The sequence below is a fragment of the Kitasatospora fiedleri genome, from assembly GCF_948472415.1.
GTDB classification, from domain to species: Bacteria; Actinomycetota; Actinomycetes; order Streptomycetales; family Streptomycetaceae; genus Kitasatospora; species Kitasatospora fiedleri.
This window is the reverse complement of the sequence record NZ_OX419519.1, coordinates 6,753,041-6,768,566: the sequence shown is the minus strand read 5'-3', so window position 1 is coordinate 6,768,566 and position 15,526 is coordinate 6,753,041. Positions and strand designations below refer to the sequence as shown.

The 15,526-nt window shown below is 76.4% G+C and carries 12 protein-coding genes and 1 riboswitch; of the genes, 6 read left to right on the top strand and 6 right to left on the bottom strand.

All coding sequences use genetic code 11. From position 1 onward, the window contains the following. Nucleotides 1–70: 70 nt before the first annotated feature. Together QMQ26_RS30565 and QMQ26_RS30560 are read right to left on the bottom strand one after the other, a co-directional pair. Nucleotides 71–1,693 (bottom strand): N-acyl-D-amino-acid deacylase family protein, encoded by a 1,623-nt coding sequence (locus QMQ26_RS30565; protein ID WP_282203484.1) that lies wholly within the window; start codon nucleotides 1,691–1,693, stop codon nucleotides 71–73. Further along, nucleotides 1,693–3,120: an alanine racemase gene (locus tag QMQ26_RS30560; RefSeq protein WP_282203483.1), complete on the bottom strand. Its 1,428-nt coding sequence runs from the start codon at nucleotides 3,118–3,120 to the stop codon at nucleotides 1,693–1,695. Before QMQ26_RS30560 ends, QMQ26_RS30565 begins: the two co-directional genes overlap by 1 nt. 245 nt (nucleotides 3,121–3,365) lie before the next feature. Here QMQ26_RS30560 and QMQ26_RS30555 point away from each other — a divergent pair, with 245 nt between their 5' ends. From QMQ26_RS30555 to QMQ26_RS30545, 3 genes are all read left to right on the top strand, one after another. Beyond that, nucleotides 3,366–4,442 carry a sugar kinase gene (locus QMQ26_RS30555; RefSeq protein WP_282203482.1) on the top strand — a complete coding sequence of 359 codons (1,077 nt, stop codon included), beginning with the start codon at nucleotides 3,366–3,368 and terminating at the stop codon, nucleotides 4,440–4,442. Nucleotides 4,443–4,510: 68 nt separating this feature from the next. Next, nucleotides 4,511–5,269, top strand: a complete 759-nt coding sequence (locus QMQ26_RS30550) for an IclR family transcriptional regulator (RefSeq protein WP_100839413.1) — start codon at nucleotides 4,511–4,513, stop codon at nucleotides 5,267–5,269. Nucleotides 5,270–5,301: 32 nt separating this feature from the next. Beyond that, nucleotides 5,302–5,712, top strand: a complete 411-nt coding sequence (locus tag QMQ26_RS30545; protein ID WP_282203481.1) for a RidA family protein — start codon at nucleotides 5,302–5,304, stop codon at nucleotides 5,710–5,712. Nucleotides 5,713–5,816: 104 nt separating this feature from the next. Here the strand turns inward: QMQ26_RS30545 and QMQ26_RS30540 are convergent, their stop codons facing one another. Further along, nucleotides 5,817–6,992, bottom strand: a complete 1,176-nt coding sequence (locus tag QMQ26_RS30540) for a cobalt-precorrin-5B (C(1))-methyltransferase (protein ID WP_404813994.1) — start codon at nucleotides 6,990–6,992, stop codon at nucleotides 5,817–5,819. Between the two features lie 125 nt (nucleotides 6,993–7,117). On the opposite strand from QMQ26_RS30540, the gene QMQ26_RS30535 reads away from it, so the two are divergent. Further along, nucleotides 7,118–7,876 carry a cobalt-precorrin-6A reductase gene (locus QMQ26_RS30535; protein WP_282203480.1) on the top strand — a complete coding sequence of 253 codons (759 nt, stop codon included), beginning with the start codon at nucleotides 7,118–7,120 and terminating at the stop codon, nucleotides 7,874–7,876. Nucleotides 7,877–7,901: 25 nt separating this feature from the next. Here the strand turns inward: QMQ26_RS30535 and QMQ26_RS30530 are convergent, their stop codons facing one another. The 3 genes from QMQ26_RS30530 to QMQ26_RS30520 are packed head-to-tail and all read right to left on the bottom strand — an operon-like array spanning nucleotide 7,902 to nucleotide 11,379. Beyond that, nucleotides 7,902–9,488: a precorrin-2 C(20)-methyltransferase gene (locus QMQ26_RS30530; RefSeq protein WP_282203479.1), complete on the bottom strand. Its 1,587-nt coding sequence runs from the start codon at nucleotides 9,486–9,488 to the stop codon at nucleotides 7,902–7,904. Further along, complete coding sequence (locus tag QMQ26_RS30525; RefSeq protein ID WP_100839417.1) at nucleotides 9,485–10,111, bottom strand: precorrin-8X methylmutase; 627 nt, start codon at nucleotides 10,109–10,111, stop codon at nucleotides 9,485–9,487. The genes QMQ26_RS30530 and QMQ26_RS30525 overlap by 4 nt, the downstream gene beginning before the upstream one ends. Further along, entirely contained in the window at nucleotides 10,108–11,379 is a 1,272-nt protein-coding gene (locus QMQ26_RS30520; RefSeq protein ID WP_282203478.1) for a hypothetical protein, read from the bottom strand. Before QMQ26_RS30520 ends, QMQ26_RS30525 begins: the two co-directional genes overlap by 4 nt. Before the next feature lie 259 nt (nucleotides 11,380–11,638). Next, nucleotides 11,639–11,703: riboswitch (cobalamin riboswitch) on the top strand. Nucleotides 11,704–11,755: 52 nt separating this feature from the next. On the opposite strand from QMQ26_RS30520, the gene QMQ26_RS30515 reads away from it, so the two are divergent. Further along, complete coding sequence (locus QMQ26_RS30515; RefSeq protein ID WP_282203477.1) at nucleotides 11,756–11,902, top strand: hypothetical protein; 147 nt, start codon at nucleotides 11,756–11,758, stop codon at nucleotides 11,900–11,902. Next, nucleotides 11,899–15,507, top strand: coding sequence for a cobaltochelatase subunit CobN (cobN, locus tag QMQ26_RS30510; RefSeq protein WP_282203476.1), 3,609 nt, complete (start codon nucleotides 11,899–11,901; stop codon nucleotides 15,505–15,507). The genes QMQ26_RS30515 and cobN overlap by 4 nt, the downstream gene beginning before the upstream one ends. Nucleotides 15,508–15,526: the final 19 nt, after the last annotated feature.

Below are 15,526 nucleotides of genomic sequence, written 5' to 3'. Positions count from 1 at the left end.
CCGTTTTCCGTGCTGGTTGTCGGGGGCGGCGGGGCCGAAGGGGCATCCCACCGGTGGAGGTGACGGTGTGTCAGGTCACTGCCCGGACCTTCCGGTCGGTGCCGCGCCGCAGGGCCCGGCCGGCCAGGTCGCCGGTGGGCTCGCCGTCGGTGAGCGCGGGGACGCCGTTGACCAGGACGTGCCGGATGCCCTCGGCGGGCTGCCGGGGCCGGTCGAAGGTGGCGGTGTCGCGGACGGTGTCCGGGTCGAACAGGACCAGGTCGGCGTGGTGGCCGGGGCGGATCAGGCCGCGCCGGTCGAGGCCGAGGCGGCGGGCGGGGCGGCCGGTCATCCGGGCGACGGCCTGTTCGAGCGTGAGGACGCCCAACTCGCGTCCGTAGCGGGCCAGGTAGCGGGGGAAGGTGCCCCAGGCGCGGGGGTGCGGGCGGGCGCCGACCAGCAGTCCGTCGCTGCCGACGGTGTGCGCGGGGTGGCGCATGATGGCGCGGACGTTCTCCTCGTGGCCGACGTGCTGGAGGATCGTGGTGCCCAACCGGTCGGCGCGCAGCAGTCCGAAGAAGACCTCGGTGCCGGTGCGGCCCTGTTCGGCGGCGAGTTCGGAGACCTTCCGGCCGACGACGGCGGACAGCGCGCTGTGCCGGACGCCGGAGACCTGGATGGTGTCCCAGTCGGTGACGACGCCGTGGCAGCCGTCGCTGCCGCGCTCCTCGACGTCGGCGCGGATGCGCTCGCGGGCGGCGGGGTCGGCGAGCCGGGCGAGGGTGGCCTCGGGGCCGCCCTCGGTGGACCAACTGGGCAGCAGGGCGGCCAGGGTGGTGGAGCCGGGTAGGTAGGGGTAGCTGTCGAGGGTGAGGTCGACGCCGTCGGCCAGGGCGGCGTCGACCAGGGCGAGGAACTGGCCGGCCCGGCCCTCGTTGACGCCGAAGTTCATCGTGGCGTGGGTGAGGTGCAGCGGGCAGCCGGAGCGGCGGGAGATCTCCACCATCTCCGCGTATCCCTCCAACGCGCCCGCCCCGTAGGAGCGTTGGTGCGGGGCGTGGAAGCCGCCGCGGGCGGCGACGACGGTGCACAGGGCGACGAGTTCGGCGGTGCCGGCGTACATGCCGGGGGTGTAGGTGAGGCCGGTGGACATGCCGACCGCGCCCTCGGCCAGCGCCCGGTCCACCAGCTCGCTCATCCGGGCGAGTTCGGGCCCGGTGGGGGGCCGGTTGTCCCAGCCCATGGCGAGCATCCGGACGGTGCCGTGCGGGACGAGGTAGCAGGTGTTGACGGCGGCTCCGGCGTCGAGGCGGTCGAGGTACTGGGCGACGGTGCGCCAGTTCCAGTCGAACTCGTCGTCGGCGGGATCGCCGTTCCAGCCCGCGAGTTGGCGGCGCAGCGCGGCGAGGGTGGTGTCGTCGACGGGGGCGTAGGAGAGGCCGTCCTGGCCGAGGACCTCCAGGGTGACGCCCTGGGTGATCCGGGAGGGGTGGTCGGGTTCGAGCAGCAGCCGCAGGTCGGAGTGGGCGTGCATGTCGATGAAGCCGGGGGCGAGCACCAGCCCGTCGGCGTCGATCACCTGACGTCCCGTCAGTTCCTTCCCGGCGCGGCTGATCTCCGCGATCCGGCCGTCGGTGACGGTGACGTCGGCGCGGTAGCGGTCGGCGCCGGTGCCGTCGACCACGGTGGCGGCGCGCAGCAGCAGGTCGGCCATCAGAAGTACGTCCGGACCAGGTCGACCACGCGGGGGTGTTCGGCGTCGGCGTGGTCGAGGACGGGGATGAGGCTCCACTTGTCGAAGGCGGTGCAGGGGTGGGACAGGCCCAGCCGCAGGACGGCGCCGACGGGGGCGGCCGGTCCGGCGTCGCGCAGGAAGGCGTGCTGGTCGTTGAGGGCGGTGACGGCGGCCGCGGCGGCCGTCGGGCCGCCGCCGCGGACGAGTTGGGGTTCGGGCAGTCCCTCGTCGAAGGGGAGGTCGCGCTTCCCGGCGTCGAGCAGGGCGAGTCCGGGTTCGGGGTGGGAGACGACGCGGGCCCAGCCGTGCAGGGCGGAGCGCAGCGGGGTGGCGCCGGCGGCGCGGGCGAGCGGGGAGATGCCGCGGTAGAAGCCGTCGTCGTGGGCGAGGTAGGCGCCGGCCCGGACGATCACGGCGGTGCCGGGGACCTGCTCGGCCAGCGGGGTCAACTCCTCGGCGACGGTGTCGAAGTAGGCGCTGCCGCCGGCGGTGACCACGGGGGTGCGGGTGGGGTAGTGGGGGGCGAGGCGGCGGTGCAGGTCGGCGAGGTCGCGCAGGTAGCCGCGGACGGCGGCGAGGGCGGTGTCGGAGGCGTCGTGGGCGAGGGCGCCCTCGTAGCCGCCGACGCCGGCCAGCCGCAGGGTGGGGGCGGCCCGGACGGCGGCGGCCACGTCGAGGGCGGCGTCGACGCCGCGGGCGCCGGTGCGGCCGCCGGGGCCGCCGAGTTCGACCAGCACCTCGACGGGGTGCCGCGCTCCGGCGGCGCGCAGGGCGGCGTCCATCTGCCGGACGCTGTCGGCGGAGTCGACCCAGGAGGTGAAGGCGAAGCCGGGGTCGCGGTCGAGTTCGGCGGCGATCCAGGCGAGTCCGGCGGGGTCGAGCAGGGTGTTGGCGAGCAGCAGGCGCCGGACGCCGAAGGCGCGGGCGACCCGCAACTGGGGGAGGTTGGCGAGGGTCACGGCGTGGGCGCCGGCGGCGAGTTGGGCCTGCCAGAGGGCGGGGGCCATGGTGGTCTTGCCGTGCGGGGCGAGCAGCACGCCCGCGTCGCGGCACCAGGCGGCCATGGTGCGCAGGTTGTGGTCGAGGGCGGCGGCGTCGAGGGTGAGCAGGGGGGTGCCGAGGTCGTCGAGGGCGGGGCGGGTGGCGAGCCAGTCGCGGACGGTCAGTCCGTGGGCGGCGGCGGGGACGGCCTTGAAGCGGAAGTCGAGCGTCTCGTCGGCGAGGGCGGCGACGGCGGCAGGGTCGATGCCGGGGCCCTGCGCGGGGTCGGCGAAGTACCGCCGTTCCGCGGCCGCGTGCTGCTCCGCGCCTGCCTGCCGTTCCGCGGCCGCGTGCCGCTCCGTACCCGGCTGCCGTTCCGCGTCCGCCCGCCGTTCCGCGCCCGCCCGGTCCACCGTCTCGTCCATCGCCCTGCCTCCGTTCGAACCCCGGCCCGCCTGCGAGCTGGGGAGTTGCAACATGCGCAACCTCTATTGCGCATGTTGGTGATACGGTTCTAGCATTCACGCCGGACGGCGGTCAACGGACCGCGACGCGGCTCGTCCACCCCTCCCACCAGGCACGCAGCACCGGGCTCACCGCCGAGCGCCGGTCCGCGCGGCCCCCGGCGGCGGGAGCGGGGCACGGGCCCGAGGGCGAGGGAGCGGGATTGATGGCGGATCAAGGCGGTGCGGCGGCCGCCGCCCGGGCGGTGTGCCTGGGCGAGTCGATGGCGGTGCTGCTGCCCGACCGGCCGGGGCCGTTCGAGGCCGTCGGCGCGTTCCGCCCCTCGGTGGGCGGCGCCGAGTCCAACGTGGCGGCGGCGCTGGCCGCGCTGGGCGTGCCGACGGCGTGGATCAGCCGGGTCGGCGCGGACGGCTTCGGCCGCCGCCTGACGGGCGACCTGGCCGCGGCGGGCGTGGACGTGTCGGCCGTCGCGGTCGACCCGCACCGCCCCACCGGCGTGTACCTGAAGGAGACCGGCGGCTCCGGCCTGCCGCACGACCTCGGCCCGGGCCGCTCCCGCCTGCACTACTACCGCACCGGCTCGGCCGCCTCCGCGCTCTCCCCCGCACTGCTGGACGACCCGGCCGCCGCCGCCCTGCTGGACGCCGCGCCGCTGCTGCACCTGACCGGCATCACGCCCGCGCTGTCGGACGGCTGCCTGGCCCTGGTGCGCGCCCTGCTGACCCGCCGCCGCCCGGGCCGGCTGGTCTCCTTCGACCTCAACTGGCGCCCCGCGCTGTGGCGCCTGCGCGACCCGGCGGTGCTGCCGGAGCTGCTGGACGCCGCGGACGTGCTGCTGCTCGGCGCGGACGAGGCCGAGGACGCGTTCGGCGCCGGCGACCCGCGGGCGCTGCGCCGCCGCTTCCCCTCCCCCGCCACCCTGGTGGTCAAGGACTCCGGGCACCTGGTCACCGCGCTCGACCGGGACGGCGGCGCGGTCACCGAACCGGCGCTGCGGGTCGAGGTGGTGGAGCCCACCGGCGCGGGCGACGCGTTCGCGGCCGGCTACCTGGCGGGCACCCTGCGCGGCCTCGACCAGCGCTCCCGGCTGCGGCTGGGCCACCTGGCGGCGGCCGGCGCGCTGACCGCGCCCACCGACCACGGCGCGCTGCCGGACGCCCGGACGGTGGCCGCGCTGCTGGCCGCCGACGAGCGGGACTGGGCGGCGACCCGGGTCTCCGCGTCCGGCATCGACTCCCCCGCCCTGCCCGCCCCGGCCGCCCGGCCCGTCCCCGCGCCCTGACCCCGACGCCCCACCGACCGCCCGCCCCCACTCCCGGCACCCTCGAAGAACACTCGGGACACCCACCCATGAGCCAGACCGTCACCCGCGCCCTGCGCCTGCTCGCCGAACTCGGCGAGGGCGAACGCTCCCTCGACCAGCTGGCCGACCTGATCGGCGTGCACAAGACCACCGTGCTGCGGCTGCTGCAGAGCCTGGAGGAGGAGCGCTTCGTCCACCGCGACGCGCAGTACCGCTACCACCTCGGCGCGGGCCTGTTCGCGCTCTCCAGCCTCGCCCTGGAGCAGCGCGGCATCCGGCGCACCGCCGCCCCGCACCTCGCCGAGCTGAACGCGGCGACCGGCCAGACCGTGCACCTGGCCGCGTACGAGGGCGGCGAGGTGGTGTACATCGACAAGTACGACTCCCGGCACCCGGTGCGGATGTACTCGCGGATCGGGCTGCGGGCGGCGCTGCACAACACGGCGGTGGCCAAGGTGCTGCTGGCCGACCTGCCGCCGGTCGAGCGCCGCCGGGTGGTCGACGGCATCGAGTTCACCGTGCACACCCCGCGCACGATCACCAGCCCGCAGGCGCTGCTGGCCGAGCTGGACCAGGTCGCCGCGCAGGGCTGGGCGCAGGACCACGCCGAGCACGAGGCGTTCATCAACTGCGTGGCCGCGCCGATCCGGGACGCCTCGGGCCGGGTGGTGGCCGCCGCGTCGATCTCGGTGCCGGACGTGGTCCTCCGCTACGAGCAGGTGCTCGACCTGCTCCCCCAGCTGCTCGCCTGCACCCGGGCGATCTCCGCCGACGCGGGCCTCCCGGCCCGCGGCACCGTCCACTGACGATCCGTCACCAACCTTCTGGAGCAAGACGCATGAGCGACAAGATCGAGGTCCGTACCGACGGCGCGCCCGCCCCGGCCTGGATGTTCTCCCAGGGCGTGCGCAAGGGCCCGATCCTGCAGGTCTCCGGCCAGGGCCCGCAGGACCCGGCGACCGGCGAGTACCTGTACCACGGCGACGTGAAGGCGCAGACCCGGCGCACGCTGGAGAACGTCAAGGCGATCGTCGAGGCCGGCGGCGCGAGCATCGAGGACGTGGTGATGTTCCGCGTCTACCTGACCAAGCGGGCCGACTTCCCGCTGATGAACGAGGTGTACGCCCGGTTCATCGAGGAGAACATCGCGCCGGGCGGCGTGAAGCCCTGTCGCACCACGATCTTCGTCGAACTCCCGCAGGAGCCGATGCTGGTGGAGATCGACGCCCAGGCCGTCGTCACCGGCTGACCCCGGCGCCGCGAAGGCCCCGGTCCCGCGCGGACCGGGGGCCTTCGTGCGGCGGTACGCGAGAACCGTGCACCGAACGGGAGTTGACGGACCGTCAGGTTCGCTCAGGGCCCGGCGGGGGCGGCCCGGCCGACGATCGTGCCCGCGCGGTCGATGCAGATCACGTCGACCGTGACGGGCGCGCCGAGCAGCACGCCGAGGGCGGTGGCGCGGGCCCGCTCGGCCACCAGGTCGCCGAGCGGGACGCCCGCCGCCGCGCACGACTGCACCGCCTCCAGGGCGGTGTTGGCGGCGGCGACCCGGGCGACCAGTTCCTCGGGCGCGCCGCCCTCCCGGGCCAGCGCGGCGAGCCGGCCCTTGTCGACCTGGGAGCGGCCGGAGTGCAGGTCGAGGTGGCCGTCGGCGAGCTTGGAGAGCTTGGCGAAGCCGCCGCAGACCGTCAGCCGCGGCACCGGGTGGCGGCGCAGGTACTTCAGGACCGCCCCGGCGAAGTCGCCCATGTCGAGCAGCGCGTCCTCGGGCATCCCGTACTCGGCGACCACCACCTTCTCCGAGGTCGAGCCGGTCGCGCCCGCGACGTGGGTGTGCCCGGCGGCCCGGGCCACGTCGATGCCGCGGCGGATCGAGTCGATCCAGGCCGAGCACGAGTAGGGGACGACGACGCCGGTGGTGCCGAGGATGGACAGGCCGCCGAGGATGCCCAGCCGCGGGTTCCAGGTGTGCCGGGCGATCTCCTCGCCGCGGTCGACGGACAGTTCCACCTCCACGTCGCCGGACGCCCCGAACTCCCGGGCCACCTCGGCGACCGCCTCGCGGATCAACTGCCGGGGCACCGGGTTGACGGCCGGCTCGCCGACCGCCAGCGGCAGGCCCGGCTTGGTGACCGTCCCCACCCCCGGGCCGGCCCGGAACACCACCCCGCTGCCCGCCGGGCCCGGCCGCACCGTGGCGCGCACCAGCGCGCCGTGCGTCACGTCCGGGTCGTCGCCCGCGTCCTTCACCACCCCGGCGCTGGCCCGGCCCGCCGCCACCTCCTCCACCGCCAGCGCGAACGCGGGCCGCTCCCCCTTCGGCAGCGTGATCACCACCGGGTCCGGGAAGCCGCCGCCGAGCAGGGCCGTGTACGCCGCCTTGGTCGCCGCCGTCGCGCACGCCCCCGTGGTCCAGCCGGGCCGCAGCCCGCTGCTGCGCAACTGGCCCCGGCGCCCGCCCTCGGCCGCCCCGCCACCGGCCGCCCCGCCACCGGCCGCCGGAGCGCCGTTCCACACCTCACCGCTCACCGCTGTCCGCCCTCGTCGACTCGTCCACCCTGCCCCGCTCCTGCCGCCCCACCGTCCCACGCCGGCCGTCCCGACCGCCCGGTTAGGGTGGTGTGTCCTGACCGCAGCGGCCCCGGGAGCCCGTCATGCACGTCCTGATCCTCGGCGGCACCAGCGAGGCCCGCCGGCTGGCGGACGTCCTGGCGGCCGATCCGGCGCTGCGGGTGACCAGTTCGCTGGCCGGGCGGGTGGCCCGGCCCCGGCTGCCCGTCGGGGAGGTCCGGATCGGCGGCTTCGGCGGCCCGTCCGGCCTGGCCGCCTGGCTGCGCGCGCACGCCGTGGACGCGCTGCTGGACGCCACCCACCCGTTCGCCGAGCGGATCAGCCGCAACGCGTCGCTGGCCGCCGCCGAGACCGGCACCCCGCTGCTGGCGCTGCGCCGCCCCGGCTGGGCCCCGCAGGACGGCGACCGCTGGCGCCCGGTGCCGAGCCTGGCCGCCGCCGCGCAGGCGCTGCCCGCGCTCGGCACCCGGGTGTTCCTGACCACCGGCCGCCAGGGCATCGCCGCCTTCGCGCACCTGGACGGCCTGACCTTCCTGGCCCGCTCGGTCGAGCCGCCCGAGCCGCCGATGCCCGCCGCCACCGACGTGCTGCTGGAGCGCGGCCCGTTCACCCTGGACGGGGAGCGCGCGCTGCTGCGCGCGCACCGCATCGAGGTGCTGGTGACCAAGGACAGCGGCAGCGCCGCCACCGCCCCCAAGCTGACCGCCGCCCGCGAACTGGGCCTGCCGGTGGTCGTGGTGCAGCGCCCGGCCGCCCCGGAGGGCGTGCGCACCGCCCCGGACGTCGCCGGGGCGGCCGACTGGGTCCGGCAGTTGGACCGCTGCCGGGCCCGCCCGGCCTGACGCGCCGCCGACCACCCCGCCCCCGCTACGCGTCGGGGTAGCGGCGCGGCGTCCACACCACCTCGGCCCCGCCGCCGCGCCGCACCCACCGGGTCCGGGTGGAGCCGACCAGCAGCAGGGTGCGCATGTCGACGTCCGCCGGGTCGAGCGCGGCGAGTTCGACGGTGCGGACCCGCTCGGTGGGGCCGCCGACGTCCCGGGCCAGTACCACGGGGGTCTCCGGGGAGCGGTACTCCAGCAGCAGGTCGCGGGCCGAACCGACCTGCGTGGTGCGGGACGTGGAGCCGGGGTTGTACAGCGCGAGGACCAGGTCGGCCTCGGCGGCGGCGCGCAGCCGGCGGGCGATCACCTCCCAGGGCTTGAGCCGGTCGGAGAGCGAGATCACCGCGTAGTCGTGGCCGAGCGGCGCCCCGGCCCGGGAGGCGGCGGCGTGCGCGGCGGTCATGCCGGGCAGGACCCGCACGGGGACGTCCCGGTAGGGGTCCTCGCAGGCGGCTTCGAGGACGGCGGTGGCCATCGCGAAGACGCCGGGGTCGCCGGAGGAGACCACGGCGACCCGGCGACCCCGCCGGGCCAGCTCCAGGGCGAACTCGGCCCGGACGCCCTCGACTTTGTTGTCGGAGCCGTGCCGGACCTGCCCGGCGCGGACGGGCACCCGGTCCAGGTAGGTGGTGTAGCCGACCAGGTCGGTGGCGTTCGCGAGGGCGCCGCGCGCCTCGGGGGTGAGCCAGAGCGGCCCGGCGGGACCGGTCCCGACCACCACCACCTCGCCCTCGCCGACCGCCGCCGGGTCGTCCTGCGTCGAGGCGTGCCGGGCCGGGGCGTCCTGGACCGGGGGCGCGAAGGGCCGCCCCGCGGAGTCGAGCGCGGCGACCTTGCTGGGCAGCACGGCGACCGAGAAGTACGGCACGCTCTCCGGGTCGATCTCGGCGAGCGCCCCGGTGCGTTCGCCGTCCATGGTGGCGCGCTCGACGTAGCGGGCGTCCGCCAGCCGGCCGGTGCGCTCCAGGGCGCGGCGGACGGCGGGGAAGGTCCGGCCGAGCTTCATGACGACGGCGGAGTCGGTGGCGGCGAGGCGGGCGGCGAGTTCCTCCTCGGGGAGGGTGCCGGGGATGATCGTGAGGATCTCCTCGGCCTCGACCAGCGGGGTGCCCAGCCGGGCGGCGGCGGCGCTGATCGAGGTGACGCCGGGGACGACCTCGGTCGGGTAGCGGTGCGCGAGCCGCTTGTGCATGTGCTGGTAGGAGCCGTAGAACAGCGGGTCGCCCTCGGCGAGGACGACGACGTCGCGTCCGGCGTCGAGGTGGGCGGCGAGCCGGGCGGCGGCCTCCTGGTAGAAGTCGTCGAGCGCGCCGCGGTAGCCGCCGGGGTGGTCGGTGGTCTCCACCGTGACGGGGTACATCAGCCGCTCTTCGACCTGACTGCCCGTCAGGTACCGTTCGGCGATGGCACGGGCGTGCGAGCGGCCGTGCCGGGCGCAGTGATAGGCGATGACGTCGGCCTTGCCGATGAGTTCGGCGGCGCGCACGGTGACCAGCGACGGGTCGCCCGGTCCGACGCCGACACCGTACAGCCGGCCGACGCCGCGGCCGCTCTGCTGACTGTCCGTCATTCTTCTTCGCTCGCAATCGCGTTGATGGCGGCGGCGGCGATCGCGCTGCCGCCGCGGCGGCCCCGGACCACCAGGTGTTCCAGGGCGGAGGGGTGGTCGGCGAGGGCCTGCTTGGACTCGGCGGCGCCGATGAAGCCGACCGGGACGCCGATCACGGCGGCGGGCCGGGGCGCGCCCGCCTCGACCAGCTCCAGCAGGCGGAACAGCGAGGTGGGGGCGTTGCCGACGGCGACGACCGCGCCCTCCAGCCGGGGCAGCCACAGTTCCATCGCGGCGGCGCTGCGGGTGGTGCCCATGGCACGGGCGAGTTCCGGGACGGCGGGGTCGGTGAGGGTGCAGAGCACCTCGTTGTCGGCGGGCAGCCGCTTGCGGGTCACGCCGCTGGCGACCATGTTGACGTCGCACAGGATCGGCGCGCCGTCGAGCAGGGCGCGGCGGGCGTCGGCGACGGCGTTCGGCGACCAGAGCAGGTCGTCGACCAGGTCGGTCATGCCGCAGGCGTGGATCATCCGGACCGCGACCCGGGCGACGTCGGCGGGCAGGCGGGCGAGGTCCGCCTCGGCCCGGATGGTGGCGAAGGACTGGCGGTAGATGGCCGCGCCGTCCTTCTCGTAGTCGATCATTTGGGCCTCCGCCATGGGGTGTTCCGGGCTTCGGCGACTGCCTCGGCCGTTTCGTTCTCTTCGGTGTCGCGCACGGTGCCGTCGACGGTGACGCGGTGTCCGGCCGCGGTGGCCAGCACGTCGACCCAGCGCCCGGCGGGGTGTCCGCAGCGGCGGGCGCAGCCGGACCAGTGGACGGGCAGCCCTTCGGCGGGGACGTCGGCGACGGCCCGGGCGGCCTGGGCGCGGACGTCGGCCAGGGACTTCCCGCAGCCGGGCAGGCCGGTGCAGGCGGTGACGCCCTCCCAGGGGCCGCCGGGGGCGGTGCGGAATCCGGCGTCGGCCAGCCGCGGCAGCCAGGAGCCGTCGGCGCCGGGCAGCACGACGCCGCGCCAGGGGGTGAGCCGGGCGGCCCGCGGGCCCCCGCCGTCCTCGCCGTCCCGGGCCCCCTCGCCCAGCGCCGCCGCGAGCAGCCGCCACTGCGCGCTGCTCGCCCGCCCGAACCGCAGGCCGACCGAGAGGCCGCCGACCGCCGCGCCCGCCGCGCCCACCGGCTCCACCGCGCCGAGCGCGGGCGGCTCCCCGGCGAACGGGGGCAGCGGGACGTCGCCCTCGGGCAGCTCGGCCTGGAGTTCGCGCGGGTGCCAGGCCCGGCCGGCCGCGAGGTCGAGGAAGCGGCGGGCGGCGTCGAGCGCGGCCGGGACGGGGGCGTCGACGGCGGTGGCGCGGCGGGCCCGGCCGAGGCGGAGCAGGGCGCGGCCGGCGCCGACTGCGATCAAGGTCACATCGGCGTTCAGCGCGGCGACGTCGCCGCGGCCGTCGTCGAGGGCGAACAGGAACTTGCCGGACAGCCCGGCGGCCCACGGCGCGGCGCACAGCGCCCGGTCCAACTCCCGCACCCAGTGCGCGATCTCGTCTCCGCCGACGCCCCGCCCGTCGAGCCCGGCGAGCGGCGAGGCGACCACGTTGCGGACGCGCTCGTGGGTGTCGGAGGGCAACAGGCCGACGGCGCGCAGCCGTTCGGCGAGGTCGGCGGCGCAGCCGTCGGCGAGGCCGCGCAGCTGGACGTTGCCGCGCGAGGTGATCTCGACCTCGCCGTCGCCGAGGGCGTCGGTGGCGTCGGCGACCGCGAGCAGCTGACGGTGCGTCAGGAACCCGCCGGGCAGGCGGAGTCGGGCGAGGTTGCCGTCCTCGGCGGGGTGCAGGCGGAGCGCGCCGGGGCAGGCGTCGGCGCGGCCTCGGTCGGGCCCGACGGAGGGTGCCTGGGCGGCGTCGGGTGTGGGTGGCATGGCGGCGAGCATACCCATCGGGTGCGGGCGCGCCACCGCCTCGTGCGTCACACCCGCGGTCCGCTCGGGCGTCGCGCCCGCGGTCCGGCCGGGCGGGCGATTGCGCAGCTCAGGGCGGGGCGGCCCCGGGGCGGGGGCGCGAACGGTCGGGTTTCGGTCAGCGTCACAGGTCACACTCCCCCGGGGGCCGATCACCCCGTACGATGCTGCCGGGCGCCTCTCGGGGCGTCCGCTGCCAGCGACGGCACAGCGGAGGAAGTCCGGTGCGAATCCGGGGCGGTCCCGCCACTGTGACCGCGGCTCAGTGAGCCGCGGGAGCCAGGAACTCCGGCCGTCCTCCACCGCCCGGGGCGAGGACCCCGAGGAAGGCTGTTCCATGCGCTGCCGCATGCCCGCGCCCCGGCGGGTGCCCGCCGTCGCCGGGCCGTCCCACGCCGCCCGTGCCGGGCTGTCCCACGTCGTCCGCCCCGTGCTGTCCGAGCTGTCCGAGCTGTCCGAGACGCCCGGGAGGGCCTCCGCATGATCCTGCTGCTGTCCACGTCCGACACCGACCTGCTGAGCGCCCGGGCGTCGAGCGGCCCGGTGCCGTTCCGCTGGGGCAACCCGGCGCGGCTGTCGCCCGAGGAGCTGCCCGCGCTGCTGGAGGGCGTGGAGCTGGTGGTGGTGCGCCTGCTGGGCGGGCGCCGGGCCTGGCAGGAGGGGTTGGACGCGTTGCTGGCGGGGCCGCGCCCGGTGGTGGTGCTGACCGGTGAACAGGCGCCGGACGCGCAGCTGATGGAGCTGTCGACCGTCCCGGCGGGCATCGCGGCGGAGGCGCACGCGTACCTGGCGCACGGCGGTCCGGCGAACCTGGCGGAGCTGGGCGCGTTCCTGTCCGACACGGTGCTGCTGACCGGCCACGGCTTCGCGCCCCCGGCCTCGGCCCCGGCCTGGGGTCCGCTGGAGCGGGAGGCGCGCACCACCGAGGGCCCGGTCGTCGCGGTGCTCTACTACCGGGCGCACCACATGAGCGGCAACACGGCGTTCGTCGAGACGCTCTGCCGGGCGGTCGAGGACCGGGGCGCCCGGGCCCGGGCGTACTTCTGCGCGTCGCTGCGCGGGGCGGAGCCGGAGCTGCTGGCGGAGCTGGGCGCGGCCGACGTGATCGTGACGACCGTGCTGGCGGCGGGCGGCACCCGCCCGGCGGACGCGCAGGCGGGCGGGGACGAGGAAGCCTGGGACGCGGGGGCGTTGGCCGCCCTCGACCGTCCGATTCTCCAAGCCCTCTGCCTGACCTGGTCGCGGGCCCAGTGGGAGTCCAGCGACGACGGCCTGTCGCCGCTGGACACGGCGACGCAGGTCGCGGTGCCGGAGTTCGACGGCCGGCTGATCACCGTCCCGTTCTCGTTCAAGGAGGTCGACGAGGACGGCCTGACGGTCTACGCGGCGGACCCGGAGCGGGCGGCGCGGGTCGCGGGCATCGCGGTGCGGCACGCCCTGCTGCGGCACACTCCGGCGGCCGAGCGCCGGCTCGCCCTGGTGCTGTCCGCGTACCCGACCAAGCACGCCCGGGTGGGCAACGCGGTGGGCCTGGACACCCCGGCGTCGGCGATCCGGCTGCTGGAGCGGCTGCGCGCGGAGGGCATGGACCTCGGCGACGGCCTGCCCGGCCTGGACACCGGCACCGGGGGCGGCCACGAGGGCGACGCGCTGATCCACGCGCTGATCGAGGCGGGCGGCTACGACCAGGCGTGGCTGACCGAGGACCAGCTCTCGCGCAACCCGGTGCGCATCCCGGCCGCCGACTACCGGCGCTGGTACGCCACCCTTCCGCAGGGGCTGCGCGCGCGGGTGGAGGAGCACTGGGGCCCGGCGCCGGGCGAGCTGTACGTGGACCGTTCGCACAACCCGGACGGCGACCTCGTGCTGGCCGCGATCCGCTCGGGCAACCTGCTGGTGCTGATCCAGCCGCCGCGCGGTTTCGGCGAGAACCCGGTGGCGATCTACCACGACCCGGACCTGCCGCCCAGCCACCACTACCTGGCGGCCTACCGGTGGATCGCGGCGGACCGCGCGGACGGCGGCTTCGGCGCGCACGCGGTGGTGCACCTGGGCAAGCACGGCAACCTGGAGTGGCTGCCGGGCAAGACGGCGGCGCTGTCGGCGGAGTGCGGCCCGGACGCCGCGCTCGGCGACCTGCCGCTGGTCTACCCGTTCCTGGTGAACGACCCGGGCGAGGGCACCCAGGCCAAGCGCCGGGCGCACGCCACCCTGGTCGACCACCTGGTGCCGCCGATGGCGCGCGCCGACTCCTACGGCGACATCGCCCGCCTGGAACAGCTCCTGGACGAGCACTCGAACATCGCCGCGATGGACCCGGCGAAGCTGCCCGCGATCCGGGCGCAGATCTGGACGCTGATCCAGGCCGCCAAGCTCGACCACGACCTGGGCCTGGACGAGCGCCCGGAGGACGACGGCTTCGACGACTTCCTGCTGCACGTCGACGGCTGGCTGTGCGAGGTGAAGGACGCGCAGATCCGCGACGGCCTGCACGTGCTGGGCCAGGCCCCGGCGGGCACCGACCGGGTGAACATCGTGCTGTCGATCCTGCGGGCCCGGCAGATCTGGGGCGGCGTGCGCGCGCTGCCGGGCCTGCGCGAGGCGCTGGGCCTGGACGAGGCGGCGCTGTCGCTGGGCGCGACGGACGCGGCGGAGGCGAAGGCCCGCGCGCTGGTGGAGGCGATGGAGGCGGAGGACTGGAACCCGGCCGCGGTGGAGAAGGTCGCCGCCGGGCTGCCGTCCGCCGTCGCCGACGTGCTGGACTTCGCGGCGGCCCAGCTGGTGCCCCGACTGGCCGCCACCACCGACGAGTTGGACGCGGTGCTGCACGCCCTCCAGGGCGGTTTCGTCCCGGCCGGCCCGTCCGGTTCGCCGCTGCGCGGGCTGGTCAACGTGCTGCCCACCGGCCGCAACTTCTACTCGGTGGACCCGAAGGCCGTCCCGTCCCGGCTGGCCTGGGAGACCGGCCAGGCGCTGGCCGCCTCGCTGGTCGAGCGCTACCGGGCCGACAACGACGGGCAGTTCCCGCCGTCGGTGGGCCTCTCGCTCTGGGGCACCTCGGCGATGCGCACCGCGGGCGACGACATCGCCGAGGCGCTGGCCCTGCTGGGCGTGCGCCCGGTGTGGGACGACGCCTCACGCCGGGTGACCGGCCTGGAGCCGGTCCCGCCGGCCGAGTTGGGCCGCCCGCGGATCGACGTGACGCTGCGCATCTCGGGCTTCTTCCGGGACGCCTTCCCGCACGTGGTGGCGCTGCTGGACGACGCGGTGCGCCTCGCCGCCCGCCAGGAGGAGCCGGACGAGCAGAACTTCGTCCGGGCCCACGTGCAGGCCGACCTGGCCGAGCACGGCGACGAACGCCGGGCCACCGTCCGGGTGTTCGGCTCCCGCCCGGGCACCTACGGCGCGGGCCTGCTCCAGCTGATCGACAGCCGGGACTGGCGCACCGACGCCGACCTGGCCGAGGTGTACACGGTGTGGGGCGGCTACGCGTACGGGCGCGGCCTGGACGGGCGGCCCGCGCGCGAGGAGATGGAGACCGCGTACCGGCGGATCACGGTGGCGGCCAAGAACACCGACACCCGCGAGCACGACATCGCCGACTCGGACGACTACTTCCAGTACCACGGCGGCATGGTGGCCACCGTCCGGGCGCTGACCGGCAGCAGCCCGGCCGCGTACATCGGCGACTCGACCCGCCCCGAGACGGTGCGCACCCGCACCCTGACCGAGGAGGCGGCCCGGGTCTTCCGGGCCCGGGTGGTCAACCCGCGCTGGCTGGAGGCGATGCGGCGGCACGGCTACAAGGGCGCGTTCGAGATGGCCGCGACCGTCGACTACCTGTTCGGCTACGACGCGACCACCGGGGTGGTCGCCGACTGGATGTACGAGAAGCTGACCGAGGAGTACGTGCTCGACCCGGTCAACCGCGCGTTCTTCGCCGAGGCCAACCCGTGGGCCCTGCACGGCATCGCCGAGCGCCTGCTGGAAGCCGCCGGGCGCGGCCTGTGGGCGGAGCCGGACGCGGCGCTGCTGGACGAGCTGCGGCAGGTGCTGCTGGAGACGGAAGGTGATCTGGAGGGCGAGTGAGCCCGCGGGATCGGGGCAT